General features: G+C 64.6%; 15 protein-coding genes. 7 read left to right on the top strand and 8 right to left on the bottom strand.

Going from position 1 to position 15,221, the window contains the following annotated elements; all coding sequences use genetic code 11:
* The first annotated feature begins 29 nt into the window (after window positions 1–29).
* Both AC4ELS_RS26545 and AC4ELS_RS26540 read left to right on the top strand, forming a co-directional pair.
* Entirely contained in the window at window positions 30–2,864 is a 2,835-nt protein-coding gene (locus AC4ELS_RS26545; protein ID WP_064884564.1) for an MMPL/RND family transporter, read from the top strand.
* A gap of 148 nt (window positions 2,865–3,012) precedes the next feature.
* Window positions 3,013–3,339 (top strand): hemophore-related protein, encoded by a 327-nt coding sequence (locus AC4ELS_RS26540; protein WP_498888537.1) that lies wholly within the window; start codon window positions 3,013–3,015, stop codon window positions 3,337–3,339.
* A 4-nt stretch (window positions 3,340–3,343) separates the two neighbouring features.
* Here the strand turns inward: AC4ELS_RS26540 and AC4ELS_RS26535 are convergent, their stop codons facing one another.
* Window positions 3,344–4,249, bottom strand: coding sequence for an IclR family transcriptional regulator (locus AC4ELS_RS26535; RefSeq protein WP_064884569.1), 906 nt, complete (start codon window positions 4,247–4,249; stop codon window positions 3,344–3,346).
* 100 nt (window positions 4,250–4,349) lie between these two features.
* Between AC4ELS_RS26535 and AC4ELS_RS26530 the strand changes: the two genes are divergently transcribed.
* The 4 genes from AC4ELS_RS26530 (at window position 4,350) to AC4ELS_RS26515 (ending at window position 8,591) form a co-directional block, all read left to right on the top strand.
* A complete protein-coding gene (locus AC4ELS_RS26530) occupies window positions 4,350–5,477 on the top strand; it encodes a hypothetical protein (protein ID WP_064958824.1) in 1,128 nt (375 codons plus the stop codon).
* A gap of 3 nt (window positions 5,478–5,480) precedes the next feature.
* Complete coding sequence (locus AC4ELS_RS26525) at window positions 5,481–6,263, top strand: SDR family oxidoreductase (protein ID WP_064958825.1); 783 nt, start codon at window positions 5,481–5,483, stop codon at window positions 6,261–6,263.
* Window positions 6,264–6,333: 70 nt separating this feature from the next.
* On the top strand, window positions 6,334–7,485 hold the full coding sequence (locus tag AC4ELS_RS26520; protein WP_064884573.1) for a sulfotransferase family protein: 1,152 nt from the start codon (window positions 6,334–6,336) through the stop codon (window positions 7,483–7,485).
* Window positions 7,486–7,568: 83 nt separating this feature from the next.
* Window positions 7,569–8,591 (top strand): TIGR03617 family F420-dependent LLM class oxidoreductase, encoded by a 1,023-nt coding sequence (locus AC4ELS_RS26515; protein WP_498888541.1) that lies wholly within the window; start codon window positions 7,569–7,571, stop codon window positions 8,589–8,591.
* Here the strand turns inward: AC4ELS_RS26515 and AC4ELS_RS26510 are convergent.
* The 3 genes from AC4ELS_RS26510 to AC4ELS_RS26500 form a co-directional block, all read right to left on the bottom strand.
* A complete protein-coding gene (locus tag AC4ELS_RS26510; RefSeq protein ID WP_448447623.1) occupies window positions 8,588–9,076 on the bottom strand; it encodes a hypothetical protein in 489 nt (162 codons plus the stop codon). The genes AC4ELS_RS26515 and AC4ELS_RS26510 overlap by 4 nt on opposite strands.
* Window positions 9,076–10,239 carry a 3-ketosteroid-9-alpha-monooxygenase, oxygenase component gene (locus AC4ELS_RS26505; RefSeq protein WP_064884579.1) on the bottom strand — a complete coding sequence of 388 codons (1,164 nt, stop codon included), beginning with the start codon at window positions 10,237–10,239 and terminating at the stop codon, window positions 9,076–9,078. Before AC4ELS_RS26505 ends, AC4ELS_RS26510 begins: the two co-directional genes overlap by 1 nt.
* Before the next feature lie 107 nt (window positions 10,240–10,346).
* The gene (locus AC4ELS_RS26500; RefSeq protein WP_064884581.1) at window positions 10,347–10,982 is read right to left on the bottom strand and encodes a hypothetical protein; all 636 of its coding nucleotides are present in this window, start codon (window positions 10,980–10,982) and stop codon (window positions 10,347–10,349) included.
* A 61-nt stretch (window positions 10,983–11,043) separates the two neighbouring features.
* Here AC4ELS_RS26500 and AC4ELS_RS26495 point away from each other — a divergent pair, with 61 nt between their 5' ends.
* A complete protein-coding gene (locus AC4ELS_RS26495) occupies window positions 11,044–11,568 on the top strand; it encodes a gamma carbonic anhydrase family protein (RefSeq protein WP_055120744.1) in 525 nt (174 codons plus the stop codon).
* Window positions 11,569–11,652: 84 nt separating this feature from the next.
* Here the strand turns inward: AC4ELS_RS26495 and AC4ELS_RS26490 are convergent, their stop codons facing one another.
* From AC4ELS_RS26490 to AC4ELS_RS26475, 4 genes are read right to left on the bottom strand one after another with little or no spacing between them, the layout of a single operon-like run.
* Window positions 11,653–12,084: a nuclear transport factor 2 family protein gene (locus AC4ELS_RS26490; RefSeq protein ID WP_448447617.1), complete on the bottom strand. Its 432-nt coding sequence runs from the start codon at window positions 12,082–12,084 to the stop codon at window positions 11,653–11,655.
* A gap of 1 nt (window position 12,085) precedes the next feature.
* Window positions 12,086–12,964 (bottom strand): TIGR03619 family F420-dependent LLM class oxidoreductase, encoded by an 879-nt coding sequence (locus tag AC4ELS_RS26485; RefSeq protein ID WP_064884915.1) that lies wholly within the window; start codon window positions 12,962–12,964, stop codon window positions 12,086–12,088.
* 5 nt (window positions 12,965–12,969) lie between these two features.
* Window positions 12,970–14,154, bottom strand: coding sequence for a thiolase family protein (locus AC4ELS_RS26480; protein WP_064884585.1), 1,185 nt, complete (start codon window positions 14,152–14,154; stop codon window positions 12,970–12,972).
* Window positions 14,154–15,215: a thiolase family protein gene (locus AC4ELS_RS26475; RefSeq protein WP_448447613.1), complete on the bottom strand. Its 1,062-nt coding sequence runs from the start codon at window positions 15,213–15,215 to the stop codon at window positions 14,154–14,156. The genes AC4ELS_RS26480 and AC4ELS_RS26475 overlap by 1 nt, the downstream gene beginning before the upstream one ends.
* Window positions 15,216–15,221 lie beyond the last annotated feature (6 nt).

The raw sequence follows: 15,221 nt of genomic DNA, 5'->3' as shown, positions 1-15,221 counted from the left end.
CGCGCAACGGTCCACCGCGTATTGCGAGGATGATTCACCGCTTGGCGGTGCCGATCATCCTCGGCTGGTTGGTGTTCGTCGCGATCGCGACCTTCGCCATTCCGTCGCTGGAACAGGTCGGCAGGCAGTATTCGGTGTCGCTGGTTCCCAAGGACGCGCCGTCCTTCCATGCGATGCAGCGCATCGGCAAGAATTTCGGCGAATCGGATTCCGACAGCGTGGCGATGATCGTCGTGGAGAGTCAACAACCTCTCGACGACGAGGCGCACCGCTACTACGACGACCTGATGCGGCAGTTGAAGGCCGACACCCGCCACGTGCAGCACGTGCAGGACTACTGGGGCGACCCCCTCACCGCACCGGCGGTCCAGAGCGCAGACGACAAGGCGGTCTATGTCCAGCTGAATCTGGCTGGTAACCAAGGCGAATCCCTTGCGAACGAGTCGGTGGAATCGATCCGCGACATCGTGGCGCGCACACCGTCTCCGGTGGGAGTGAAGGCCTACGTCACCGGACCCGCACCGTTGGTCGCGGACATGAACCACGCCGGGGACAAATCGATCATCAAGATCACCATCGTCACCCTCGTGGTGATCCTTGCCATGTTGCTGTTGGTCTACCGTTCGGTGGTCACCGCCGTCCTTCTTCTCCTCATGGTGGGTATTCAGGTCCAGGCCGCTCGTGGAGTGGTCGCGTTCCTGGGACTGCACCAGGTCATCGGACTGTCGACGTTCGCGGTCAATCTGCTGGTATCGCTGGGCATCGCGGTGGGCACCGATTACGGCATCTTCTTCCTCGGCCGATATCAGGAGGCGCGGCAAGCCGGCGAAGACCGGGAAACCGCCTTTTACACCACATATCGAAGTGTGGCCAAGGTCGTCCTCGGCTCCGGCCTGACCATCGCCGGCGCCATCTTCTGCCTGAGTTTCGCCCGATTGCCGTACTTCCAGACCATGGGTATTCCGACCGCCGTCGCCATGGTGGTCGCGGTCGCGGTCGCACTCACGCTCGTACCCGCCGTACTCGCGGTGGGGGGTCGGTTCGGGCTCTTCGAACCCAAGCGCAAGATCATCGTCCGGCGCTGGCGACGGCTGGCAACGGCGATCGTGCGGTGGCCGGCCCCCATTCTCGTCACCGCGTGCGCCATCGCACTGACCGGGTTGCTGGCGCTACCGGCTTATCAGACCAGCTACAACGACCGCCTTTACGTGCCCTCAGACATTCCGGCAAACATCGGGTATGCGGCTGCCGAGAGGCACTTCCCGCAGTCCCGAATGACCCCGGACATCCTCATGCTCGAGGCCGATCACGACATGCGTAACCCCTCGGATCTGCTGATCTTGAACAAGGTGGCCAAGGGGATCTTTGCCGTCCCGGGCATCTCGCGCGTGCAGGGGATCACCCGGCCCGAGGGCAACCCGATCGACCGGACATCGATACCGTTCCTGCTCAGCTTGCAGAGCGCCAATCAGAAACAGGTCATGCCGTTCCAGAAGGATCGCATGAAAGACCTGTTGAAGCAGGCGGACGACATGACCACGCTGATCAATATCACGCAGCGGCTCTACGGTGTGGGGCAGCAAATGGCCACAACGACACATCGGATGACGGAGAACACGCGCGAGTTGGAAGTTGTCACCGATGAGCTGCGGGACCACGTCGCAGATTTCGACGACTTCTTCCGGCCGATCCGCAACTATTTCTATTGGGAACCGCATTGTTTCGACATCCCGTTTTGCTGGTCGACGAGATCCCTTTTCGACTCGATCGACGGTGTGGATGCGGTCTCCGACAAGTTGCGTGAGCTCAGTCAGGAGACCGACAAGCTCGATGTGCTGATGCCGCAGTTGATGGCGCAGTTCCCGAAGATGATCGCGAGCATGAAGGCGATGAGAGCCGGGCTTCTGACCATGCACAGCACCATGGCCGGCACGCTGGCGATGATGGACGAGATGAGCGCGAACGCCACCGCGATGGGCCAGGCATTCGACGCCGCCCGAAACGACGACTCCTTCTACCTGCCTCCCGAAGTCCTTCAGAACGAGGATTTCCAGCGTGCGATGACCCTGTTCTTCTCGCCCGACGGGAAGTCGGCTCGTTTCATCATTTCGCATCGGGGTGACCCCGCGACACCGGAAGGTATCTCGCGGGTCGACGCGGTGGTCAAGGCGGCCGAAGAGGCGCTGAAGGTCACTCCGCTGGAGAGCGCCAAGATCTACCTGGCCGGCACCGCACCGACTTTCAAGGACATGCGGGACGGCTCGACCTACGACCTGCTGATCGCGGGGGTCGCTGCGCTGTGCCTGATCTTCGTCATCATGCTGCTGGTGACGCGCAGCCTGATCGCTGCGCTCGTCATCGTTGGCACGGTGGCACTTTCGCTGGGTGCGGCCTTCGGTCTCTCGGTACTGATCTGGCAGCACATTCTCGGGATAGACCTGCACTGGCTCGTGCTCGCGATGTCGGTGATCATCCTCTTGGCGGTCGGGTCCGATTACAACCTGCTGCTGGTGTCGCGGATGAGAGAAGAGATCGGCGCGGGAATCAACACCGGCATCATTCGTGCCATGGGCGGTAGCGGCAAGGTGGTGACGGCCGCGGGTCTGGTCTTCGCGTTCACCATGATGTCGATGGTGGTCAGTGACTTGCGGATCATCGGCCAGGTGGGTTCCACGATCGGCATAGGCCTGCTGTTGGACACTTTGGTGGTGCGTGCGCTCATGACGCCGTCCATCGCCGCACTGCTGGGACGTTGGTTCTGGTGGCCGCAGCAGGTGCGCCAGCGCCCGGCGAGCGCGTTGTTGAGAGATACGGCGCCTCGGTCGGTGGCGCGCTCGCTAATGCTTCCGCCCGACGAACGCTGATTTGCCTGCGTTTGTTCTGCGCCGCGGCGACCAATCGCCAACTTGGGCAAATCGCAGAATCTGTGGGTGCTGTAGCAAATTGTTAAAACCCCAAGAGAATTCACTTTGGGCGGGTAGAGTCCGGGCATCGGGGGGAGGAGGTCTACGCATGATTGAACTATCGCCGATCAAAGTGGCAGTCGCCGTCGGTGCTTTGGCAATATCTCTGTCTGCCGGCGCGGGGGTCGCGTCTGCAGATCCCAGGCTTGATTCGGCTGTGAACACCACCTGTAGCTATTCGCAGGTGATGGGCGCGCTCAATGCGCAGAGTCCCATGGCCGGCGCATCACCCGCAGTGCAGCAGGTATTGGGGCAGTTCCTCGAGGCGCCGCGGGATCAGCGTCAGCGAATGGCCGAGGGCATAGCCGCTCAACCGGCCAATCAGCCCTATCTGGGGTTGCTGCAGACGGTCTTTGACACCTGCAACAACTTCTGAGTAGTCAGCGCGTCGGCTTTGTTCCGCCGAGTTGCGTCGTCAACGCATCGGCGGTCGTCATCAGTGCCTGGGCCCGGTCGGCGATCTCCTTGTCTGTCAAGGCCGTTCCGATGTGCAGTGACACCGCCATCACCTGACGCCGGTAGTGGTCGAACACCGGGGCCGAGATGACGCTGATGTCATGGCGGGCGTTGCCACCCGGGCCTTCGTCGCGCAGGTACACCCGCTCGCCGATATCGGACACCAGTTCGCTCAGCAGCGCACGCAACTCGTCGGGCAGGTTGGTCGACATCCCCGCCATCAGCGCGTAGAGCCGGCGACCTCCGGGGGTCAGGCGTTCCACGAGATAACCGTCGGTGCGGCAGCTCTCGATCACTCGCTCCAGCCGGGCAGATTCGGTGCGCAAGGGAATCGTCGGCACCTTGGCCAGCCACGCTCGCAGGGCGTCGTCGTCCCACAGCACGAACATCAGGCCGACGGGCGGTGCGAACGGATAGCTCTGCCCGACCCGTACTCCAGGGTCCCGGCCCGGCGGGCCGACCAGCTCCAGCACGGTGATCCGGTCATCGACGACGGCGGTCAGACCCGCTGAGGTGTCGAAAGCGGCTGACAGCGCGTGCAACTCGGCTCGGGCCGCCGGATTGACACGCATCGATTCCTGAGCCGCGTGGCCGAGCGAGATCAGGCTCGGCCCGAGGCGGTATGTCTTGTCTCCGCTGTCGCGGATCAGATAGCCCGAGTCGGCGAGGGTGCTCAGGATGCCCAGGCAGGTCGGCTTGCTCAGACCGACCCGGCGGGTGAGTTCGGACAGCCCGAACCGCTCCTGTGGATGGCGGGACAGGAAATCCAGGATGCCCACCACTCGGGCAGTGGGTGGTGAGGTGCGACCGGCCGCCTCGGCGTCTGACATCGATCCTCCTGGGCGTTGACTCGAATTGGAACGCGTTCTAGTGTCAGGTAGGAAACTCTACCACTGCGGTCCAATAATGGACCGAGAGAGCAGATGCTGGATGTACTCACAACCACTGGCCGATGCCATTGCCGAGGCAGAACACCTGGTGACCACGGCGCCCTTCATCGAAACCGAGGCCGATCTCCTCGAGGGCCTGCAGTACCTGGCCGGATGCATCGCTGCCTGCACGCACGTCGCGTTCGACTACGACCGCGAACATCCGTTCCTGCACAGCGGAACCGGGCCGTTCACCAAGATGGGCCTGGACAACCCCGACACCATGTATTTCGGCACCCGGGTTCAACCCGGCCACGAGTACGTCGTCACCGGACGCCGGGGGACCACCACCGACGTCAGCTTCCAGCTGCTGGGCGGGGAGTACACCGACGAGAACGTGCCGGACAGTGAGACCGCGTTCGACGATCGCAAGCTCGACCTCGCCGCCGACGGCACCTTCGAGTGGCGGTTCACTCCGGCCACGCCATCGCAGCTGGTGATCCGCGAGGTCTACAACGACTGGTCCGCGCAGCGCGGCACCTTCGCGATCTCGCGTACAGACACCGCAGGCACCGCGCCGGCGCCGCTGACCCGCGAGCTCATCGAGAAGCGTTACGCCACCGCGGGTAAGCAGCTCGTGCAGCGCGTCAAGACGTGGCTGCAGTTCCCGAAGTGGTTCTACGACAACCTGCCCGTCAACACGCTGACCGCGCCGCGCCTGACTCCCGGCGGGCTCGCCACCCAGTACTCGTCGGTCGGGCACTACGACATGACACCGGAGCAGGCGATGATCATCACGCTGCCGGTGTCGGATGCACCCTATCTGGGCTTCCAGCTGGGTAGCCTCTGGTACATCTCTCTCGACTACATCAACCACCAGACGTCGCTGAACGGCACCCAGGCGCAAGCCGACCCGGACGGCAAGATCCGGATCGTGGTGTCCGAGAACAATCCCGGCGTCACCAACTGGTGTGAGACGTTGGGCCACGCCAAGGGGTATCTGCAGTTCCGCTGGCAGCGGGTTTCCCGTGAGTTGAGCGCCGAGGACGGGCCGACCGCAGAGTTGGTCGACATCGGTTCCGTGGCCGGCAAGCTGCCGTACTACGAGAGCAACAAGATTTCCGACGACGATTGGCGGGCGCGCATTGCGCTGCGTCAGAAGCTTATTGGCGAAAGGATGGTGGGCTGACCGATGGCCGGACTGCTGGATGGCAAGGTAGTGGTGATCAGTGGGGTCGGACCCGGGCTCGGGACGACGCTGGCCCGCCGATGTGCGGAGAACGGCGCCGACGTCGTGCTGGCCGCCCGCACGGTGGAGCGACTCGAGGACGTGGCCAAAGAGGTGACGGCACTGGGCCGTCGCGCGCTGGCGGTGGGCACGGACATCACTGACGACGAGCAGGTCGCCAACGTGGTGGTCCGCACGACGGAGGAGTTCGGCAAGGCCGACGTGTTGATCAACAACGCGTTCCGGGTGCCGTCCATGAAGCCGTTCGCGAACACCACCTTCGAGCACATGCGGGATGCGATCGAGCTGACCGTGTTCGGTGCGCTGCGCATGACCCAGGGCTTCACTCCGGCCCTGGAAGCCGCCAAAGGCTCTGTGGTGAACGTCAATTCGATGGTTGTGCGGCACTCACAGGCAAAGTACGGCGCTTACAAGATGGCCAAGTCGGCCCTGCTGTCCATGTCGCAGACCCTGGCCACCGAGCTGGGGGAGAAGGGCATTCGGGTCAACTCGGTGCTGCCCGGCTACATCTGGGGTGAGACCCTGGAGGGGTACTTCAACCATCAGGCGCAGAAGTACGGCACCACCGTGGAACAGATCTACAACGCGTCGGCGGCCGGGTCCGATCTCAAGCGGCTGCCGACCGAGGACGAGGTGGCCTCCGCGATCCTGTTCATGGCCAGCGATCTGTCCAGCGGCATCACCGGTCAGGCTCTTGACGTGAATTGCGGAGAATACAAGGCATGATGCGAAGGCGACGGCGAGTGAGGATCACAGCGAGGAGCGAGCGACGCCCGGAGCGAGAAGGAGTCGAGCCATGAGCGGCGCCCCGCGCACCAACGTGGGCACCATCGAGGATCTGCACGCCTCGGCGGTAAAGGCCTGCGGGCTGGAGGATTTCGGCACCGACGACGACAACTACATCGAAGCGCTCGGGGTGCTGCTGGAGTCTTACCAGCGTGACGCCGATCTGACCGAGCTCGGCAGCAAGATGCAGCGCTTCTTCACGCGCAATGCTCTGGTGGCCCGGCTGGTGTCCAACGCGGCGTTCACGCAGTACCCGCAGCATGCCGAGGTGCCGATCGAGCGGCCCATCTTCGTCACCGGCCTGCCGCGCACGGGGACCACGGTGATCCACCGGCTACTCACTGCCGATCCCGCGCATCAGGGGCTGGAGATGTGGCTGGCGGAGTTCCCGCAGCCGCGGCCACCGCGGGAAACCTGGCCGGACAACCCGGTTTTCAGTGCACTCGATGCCCGGTTCAAACAGGCGCACGAGGAGAACCCCGACTACACGGGTCTGCATTTCATGACCGCCGACGAGGTCGAGGAATGTTGGCAGTTGCTGCGGCAGTCGTTGCACTCGGTGTCCTACGAGACGCTCGCGCATGTGCCGACCTACTCACAGTGGCTGGCGCACCAGGACTGGACCAAGTCGTATCAGCGGCACCGCAAGAACCTGCAGCTGATCGGCCTCAACGAGCCCGAAAAGCGTTGGGTGCTCAAGAACCCCAGCCATCTGTTCGCCCTCGACGCGCTGTTCGCGACGTATCCGGACGCGCTGGTCGTACAGTGCCACCGCCCGGCGGAGACCATCATGGCCTCGATGTGTTCGCTGTCGCAGCACACCACCGCCGGCTGGTCCAACACCTTCACCGGCAACGTGATCGGCGAAGATGCCATGGAGACCTGGTCGCGTGGCCTGGAGCTGTTCAACAGCGAACGGGCCAAGCACGATCCGGCCCAGTTCTGCGATGTGGACTACTTCGAGTTCATCAAGGATCCGGTGGGCGCTGTGGAAGGCATCTACCGCACGTTCGGGCTGGATTTCACCGATGCCGCGCGACAGGCGATGATCGACAGCCACACCGCGAGCCAGCAAGGGCCGCGCGCACCGAAGCACAGCTACTCACTGGCTGACTACGGGTTGACCGACGAGGCAGTCAAGGAGCGGTTCAAGGGGCTCTAGTTCCTTCGCGAGCAGACGCAGAGTCGCATTACCCGAAGGGATATCGTGCGATTCTGCGTCTGCTCGCGGGAGGGAACTGATCCATGAAGGTCTATCTGGCGCTCGACCCGCGTACGCCGCTGACCGCAATCGCGGACTATGCGCGGCGCGTCGAACGCCTGGGCTGTGACGGCCTGCATGTTGCCGAGACCGTGCACGACTCCCTGGCGGTCGCCCTGCTGGCGCTGGAACACACATCGGGCATTACGGTCCGCACCGCCGTCACACTGGCATTCGTGCGCAGCCCTACACTGACGGCGTACACGGCGTGGGATCTCTCGATACTGTCCGGCGGCCGATTCGAGCTGGGCCTCGGCACTCAGATCAAGCAGAACATCGTCGACCGGTACGGCATGCCGTGGACCGATCCGATCACCCGGCTCCGGGACTACGTGGGCGCGCTCGATGCCCTGTTCGATGCGTTCCGTACCGGCGGCACGGTCCGATTCGAGAGCGAGAACTACCGGCTGTCCAGGATGCAGCCGTATTTCAACCCTGGGCCGAGTGACGCGGTCCGCCCACCGATCTGGCTGGGCGCGGTCAATGCCGGGATGTGTGAACTCGCCGGGGAGCTCGCTCGCGGAATCGTCACCCATTCGACCAACTCCGATCCGGACTACCTGCGGGACGTGGTGCGCCCGGCGATGGCCCGTGGTGCCGACGCGGCGAATAGGGCAGACGAACTGCTTGTCATCGCGTCGACGGCGATCGCCACCGGCGACACCGACGAGGCGGTCGCGCGGGAGCGGGAACGGCAGCGCCGGATGTTGGCCTTCCTGTATTCGACGCCTGCGTATGCCACCGGCCTGGCCCGGCGCGGCCTCGCTGACCTCCCGGAACGGCTGCGGTCACTGGTGCGTACCGAACTGTGGGACGAATTGCCTTCGGTGCTAACCGATCCCATTTTGGATGAGCTGTTGGTGTGTGGGCGCCATGATGAGCTGCCTGCGATGTTGAGGGCGAGATTCGGCGGGATCGCCGACGGTATCGTGCTGCCACCACTGGGTGACGGAGCTGACGAAGAATCGCTGGGGGCCTGCGTGGCCGAACTGCAGACGGTGAACTAACCGTCGCCGGGGGAGGGCGCCGTGGACACCTCTTCGAGGCACCCTTCGGCGACAGCATGCTTGATGCTGTCGGTCAGCCGCGGGCACGAGCGGGCGCGGGCCGGATCCCCTCCGGCGGAGCGGATCTCCTCGAATGTCGCACAACGCCGTACCGCCTCGGAATTCCATTGCACCGAGGTGTGTTCTGCGCTGAGCTTCTTCACCTGCACCGCCACGTGACAGAACCGGCAGTCCACCGAGACCAGGCCTGAGGTCAGGTAGCGCTCGCGGTCGCGCGCGCTGGATTCGCGGACCGCGGCGGCGCGTTCCGGATCGGAGGCGAAATCCGGTGCCTTCGCCCACGTCCCAGCCCATGATTCGCTTTCGTTGCCGCCGCTGCCGGCGTGATGATCGTCGTCATCGTCATGGCCACCGTGCAACAACAGCATCGAGCGGGCCAGGTCGTCGACATCCGGCGCCTGGCTCCGCTCGTTGCGTGCGGTCATCAGCTGGACTGCGCTGTTTCTTTCTCGGCCGCTTTCTGCTCGGCCTGGACCTTCAGGTTCTCCTCGACCTCCACATGCCACTTCTCGTTGGCGGCGGTGGTGTCGATCTCCATCTCGAAACGGTCGGTCATGTCGGGCGTGATATCCGCGACATCGACGTAGAACTGCTGGTACCAGCGGCGCATCTGGTAGACAGCGCCGTCCTCCTCGACCAGCAACGGGTTGTCGATGCGGGTCTTGTGCTTCCAGATTTCGACGTCCTGCAGGAAGCCCTGGCTGACGCCGTCCGTCATCGCGTTGGCCAGCTTCTGGGTGGTCTTCTCGTCCATGCCCTTGGGCTTCTCGACGATGACGCCCCACTGCAGCATGAAGGCATCCTGGCTCACCGGGTAGTGGCAGTTGATCAGGATCGACTCGGCCTTGTAGCCGCTGTAGTTGTTGTGCAACCAGTTGATCATGAACGACGGGCCGAAGTAGGACGCCTCGGAATCCAGGTGGGACTCCCCGTACTGGGTGCCCATGCCGCCGATGTCCTGACGGCCCACGTTGTGCAGGTACTGCGAGGCGATGTGCCCCTCGAAGACGTTCTTGAAGTACGTCGGCAGTCCGTAATGGATGTAGAAGAAGTGCGCCATGTCGGTGACGTTGTCGATGATCTCGCGGCAGTTACTGCCTTCGATCAACATCGAGTTCCACTGCCACTCGGTCCACTCGTCACTGGCGGCTTCGGGGATCTCGGGGATCTGCACCTCGGGCTGCGGGTCGTTGCCCTCGTGGTCGTGCCAGACGAACAGCAGGCCGCCGCGCACGTCGGTGTGCCAGGCCCGGGTGCGGGCCAGACGAGGGGTGCGCTTGGCGTAGGGGACGAGCTTGCACTTGCCGTCGCCGCCCCAGCGCCAGTCGTGGAACGGGCAGGCCACGGTGTCGCCCTTGATGCTTCCCTGCGACAGGTCGCCGCCCATGTGCCGGCAGTAGCCGTCGAGGATCTTCAGGTCGCCTTGGGAATCGGCGAACACGACCAGCTTGGTGCCGAAAATCTCGACGGAGTGCGGCTGACCGTCAAGGAAGTTCTTGACCGGTCCCAGGCAGTGCCAACCCCGCGCGTAGCGGTCTGGCAGGGCGCCGGTGTCGATCTCTCTGATGCCGGCATGTTCGGTAGTCACGGTGGGCCTCCCGTATCGGTGCTCTTAACTAGAACACGTTACAGTTTTTGGCGCCCTCCTGGCAATAATTTAGGCGTGACCTGCGGCATACCCGTCGTGAACGGCTTTTACTCTCGCTCCGGAAGTCCGATTCGCAGAGCGATCTGCTGCATGCGTCCCACGCTGGCCACCGTCTGCAGCGGCACCGGGTCGTCCGGGTTGCTGTCGAACTCCAGGCGCACCACCGCGCGGCCCTGGGTGTACATCAACAGCGTCACCGCCTTGGAGCCGTCGGGTGCGGTCCCCGAGATGACGGTGCCGTTCGAACCCACCGGCACCGGTTGCGGCTGTCCTCCGGTGACCATCGTGCTGACGGCCGCAGAGGCCTGCTTGAGCGTGGCCGAGGCGGTCGCGGCGTCCGGATAGATCAGGATCGTGTCGGCGATCGCCCTGGTGTCGTCGGCGTTGACGAACAACGCACTGGCGCCGGACTGACCGTCGGGATTGACGTTGCTGGACCGCGCGGTGAACGATTCCGGCGGAATGCTGACATCCTCGGCCTGCAGCAGCAGATGGCTGTAGTCGGACGCCTCTGATTTCGACGTCTTCGGCGCTGCGGTCGAGGACGGTGCGGACGGCGTGGCCACCCACGGTGAACTCGGTGAATCAGCGACCGGAGAGCACGCTGCTGCCGTGCCGACGATGGCCGTGGCAAGACCGATGGTGAGCAGGAACTTGGGGCGGGTAATTGTCGTGAGCGACATAGTTACTGTTCAGGGTACGCGTCGTCGCGCTGACGCCGGTTTCCTGCGGTATATGTGGACGATGCCGCTGTATTCGTTCGAGGGCCGTTCGCCCGTGGTTGACCCGAGTGCGTTCGTGGCCCCAACGGCGACGTTGATCGGCAACGTGACCGTCGAGGCGGGCGCCTCGGTGTGGTTCAACACCGTGCTGCGCGGCGACTTCGCCCCGATCGTCGTCCGTGAGGGCGCCAACGTTCAGGACGGGTCGGTGCTGCATGCGCCACCGGGGATCCCGGTCGACATCGGTCCGGGCGCGACGGTTGCCCACATGTGCGTCGTACACGGCGCACACGTGGGCGAGGAGGCCCTGATCGCCAACCACTGCACGGTGCTCGACGGGGCGGTGATCGGGCGACGCAGCCTGATCGCGGCACATTCGCTCGTGGTCGGCGGCACCAAGATCCCCGACGAGGTGTTGGTCACCGGTGCGCCCGCGAAGATCCGGGGACCGATCGCGGGCACCGGCGCACATACCTGGATACAGAGCAACCCGGCGGCGTACCGGGAACTGGCCCAGCGTTACCTGTCGGGCCTCGCCGAGCTCTAGGCGTCAGCGTCCCCTCCGCCGAAACGGCATTCCGGCAGGTCTCTACTCGCATTTCTTCTGCTGGAATGCCATTTCGGCGCGAAGCTAGGTGTCGATCTTCTCGGCGCTCGCGCGGTCCACTTCCCAGAACGCGCGCAGCGCGACCATCTGCCCCTCGTCGTTCACCCGGTAGGTGAACACACCCGGGGTCGTGATCCGGTGCCCGCCCATGGTGGTGACGATGCTGCCGACGTTGGCTTCCTCGTTGCCGCACTGGAACGTGTCGAGAAACTTGAACTCGAGGTTGTCCGTCGGGGCGATGGCCTTGTCCCAGAACGCCGCGATGGCCTCCTTGCCCTGGTGACCCTTGCCTTCGGGATCGAAGAACGAGGGCCCGATGGGATCCTGGACGATCGCGTCGTCGGCGAAATTGTCCAGCCAGGCCTGCTTGTCCCGAGCAGCAACCGCATCCCGCGATCGCTTGCCTGCCAGATGCGCCGGGTGCAAGGGATCGGTGACCCGATTAGATTCAGCCATGTCAGTCCTGCCAGCCGGAGTGGATGTAGGTGTCGGCGAATCGCTTGAGCGAATCCTGCTTCTTCTCCAACGGGGCATCGAAGCCCAGGCCCTCGAGCATCCACGGGATCACGATGTTGTCGGTGATCCCGGCCGCGGCGAGTTCACGGTGTCCGTCGAGGTCGAACTTGTCGATGCACACCGCCTGGAACTCGAAAGGCTCGTCAGCCCGGCCGTATTCGGCCCGCAACTTGTTGAGCGCCGTCACGGTCTCACCCAGCTGTGCACACGTCATCATCGCGCTGGTCCAGCCGTCACCCACCCGCGCCGCGCGCTTGAGGGCGACCGGGGTATGCCCGCCGACGTAGAACGGGACGGGCTCGGACGGCGCCGGGCTCATCTGCAGACGCTCGAAATCGTAGAACTCACCGTGGAACTCGACCATGCCGCCGCCGAGTACGAGCTTGAGTACCTCGATCATCTCGTCGACCCGCGCGCCCCGCTTGGCGAACGGAACCCCACACCACTCGAATTCCTCCGGTGCCCAGCCGATTCCGACGCCGAACCCGAACCGGTTGTTGGTCAGGTTGGCCACGGAACCGACCTGGCGGGCCAGCAGCAGCGGATTGCGCGAGCCGAGCTTCATGACGTTGGTGTAGAACCGCAACGTCGAGGTCGCCGCACCCATCGAGGCCGCCGCGATCAGCGGGTCGACCCAAGGGGTGTCGGCGTTCCACATCCGCGAGCCATCCGGGGTGTACGGATAGTCCGCGGCCTGCTTTTCCATGTAGAACAGCGAGTCCGGCAACGCGACCGAATCGAACCCGACTTCCTCAGCGGTGCGGGCCAATCCGGTCAGATGCTCCAGCGGGCCCATGGCCACGCTGAGCGTGTACTTCATGCGGGTCATGAGGCCGGCTTGTCCGCAGGCTTGTCGCTCGAGACCACCCACATCGAGTAGTACTGCGCGCCACCGCCATAGGCGTGACCCAAGGCTTTGCGGGCACCCTCGACCTGGTGGTCACCGGCCTTGCCCATCACCTGGATCGCCGATTCGGCGAACCGGATCATGCCCGAGGCGCCGATCGGGTTGCTCGAGAGCACCCCGCCGGAGGCGTTGAACGGGATCTTCCCGCCGATGGCCGTCTCGCCCGCCTCGGTGAGCTTCCAGCCCTCGCCCTCGGCAGCAAAACCAAGGTTCTCCAACCACATCGGCTCGAACCAGGAGAACGGCACGTACACCTCGGCCACGTCGATCTCGTCGATCGGGCTGGTGATACCGGCATCGCGCCACAGCGCGGCCGCAGCGTCCCGACCGGCCTGCGGGTTGACCTGGTCGCGACCGGAGTAGGCCAACGGCTCGGTCCGTAGCGCGGTGGCGTGGATCCAGGCCACCGGATGCCCGTCGGCTACGCGAGCGTCGGCTGCTTCCTCATTGCCGATCACCATGGCGGCCGCACCGTCTGACGACGGGCAGGTCTCGTCGAAACGGATCGGGTCCCACAGCATCTGCGAGGCCATCACCTTTTCCAGCGTGATGTCGGGCTGATGCAGGTGAGCCAACGGGTTCTTGGCGCCGTTGAGCCGGTCCTTGACCGCGACCATCGCGCCGATGTGGTTCGGGGCGCCCGAGCGGCGGATGTAGGCCCGCACGTGCGGAGCGAAGTAGCCGCCCGCACCTGCGCCGACCGGCTTGGTGAACGGTACCGGAATGCTCAACGCCCACATGGCATTCGATTCCGACTGCTTTTCCCAGGCCATGGTCAGCACCCGGCGGTACTTGCCGGACTTGACCAGGCTGGCGGCCACGATTGCGGTCGATCCACCCACCGAACCGGCGGTGTGCACCCGGATCAGCGGCTTGTTGGTGGCGCCCGTGGCGTCGGCCATGAACAACTCGGGCATCATCACGCCCTCGAAGAAGTCCGGTGCCTTGCCGACCACGACGGCGTCGATGTCGTCCATCGTCGAGCCGGAATCGGCGAGTGCCCTGTCGATGGCTTCGCGCACCAGGCCGTTCATCGACACGTCGTGACGCTTGGCCACATATTTGGTCTGCCCGGTGCCCAGGACCGCTGCTTTGTTCGCCATTATTTGCCCTCCAGGACCGCGACCAGATTCTGTTGCAGCGCAGCGCCACTGGTGGCGTGCGCGAGCACGCGCCCGGCCGAGCCGGAGAAGATGTGCTGCGCGGCGAAACCGATGCGCTCCAGACCTGCGGAGAACATCGGGTTGGCGGCCAGCGCGCCGCCGGAGGGATTGATCTTGGTGGCATCGCCCAGACCGATCGCCTCGGTGAGGATCAGCTGCTGATGGGTGAACGGGGCGTAGATCTCGGCCACCTCGATCGAGCTGACGTCGCCACCGGTGGCGACCTGCGCCGACGCGGTGGTCGACGTGGAGACGGTCAGGTCACGGGCGCCCAGCACCGGAGTCTCGATGCGGTGCTCGAAACCGGTGATCCAGGCCGGGTTCTCGCGTAGCTCACGGGCCCGGTCGCCTGCGGCCAGCACGATGGCCGAGGCGCCGTCGGTGATCGGAGCGATGTCGTGGCGGCGCAGCGGGTCGGCGAAGAACGGGCGATCCAGCAACTCGGCGACCGACGACGCGGATTCCACCGAGTCCACCCGGTCGGCCACTGCGAACGAGTCCAGGGCCACCTGCGCCATCTGCTCAGCGGTCCACTTGCCGGCGTCCAGGCCGAACCGGGCCTGCAGTCCGGCAGTCGACACCGCATCGGGCCACAGCGGCGCAACGGTGTAGGGGTCGGTCTGCAGAGCCAGCACCCGGCGCAGCACACCTGCCGAGGACTTGCCGAAGCCGTAGACCAGCGCGGTGTCCACCTCGCCGGTGAGGATCTTGATGTAGGCCTCGTACAGCGCCCAGGCCGCGTCCATCTCGACATGCGATTCATTGATCGGCGGCACTGCGCCGATCGAGTCGATCGCCGAGATGAACGAGAAGGCCCGGCCGGCAAGGTAGTCCGAGGATCCGGAGCACCAGAAGCCGATGTCCGTCTGCTGAAGGCCGAGTTCGTCGAAGAGCCGGCCGAAGCAGGGCATCAACATCTCGACGCCGTTGGTGGTGCCATCAGTGCGGCGCACATGCGGAGCATGGGCGAAACCGACGACAGCGACATCACGAAGAGTCATGTAGGG

The sequence above is a fragment of the Mycobacterium shunyiense genome, assembly GCF_058270035.1.
Note: the sequence above shows the minus strand (reverse complement) of the source record. Positions and strands in the feature narration are given on the sequence as shown.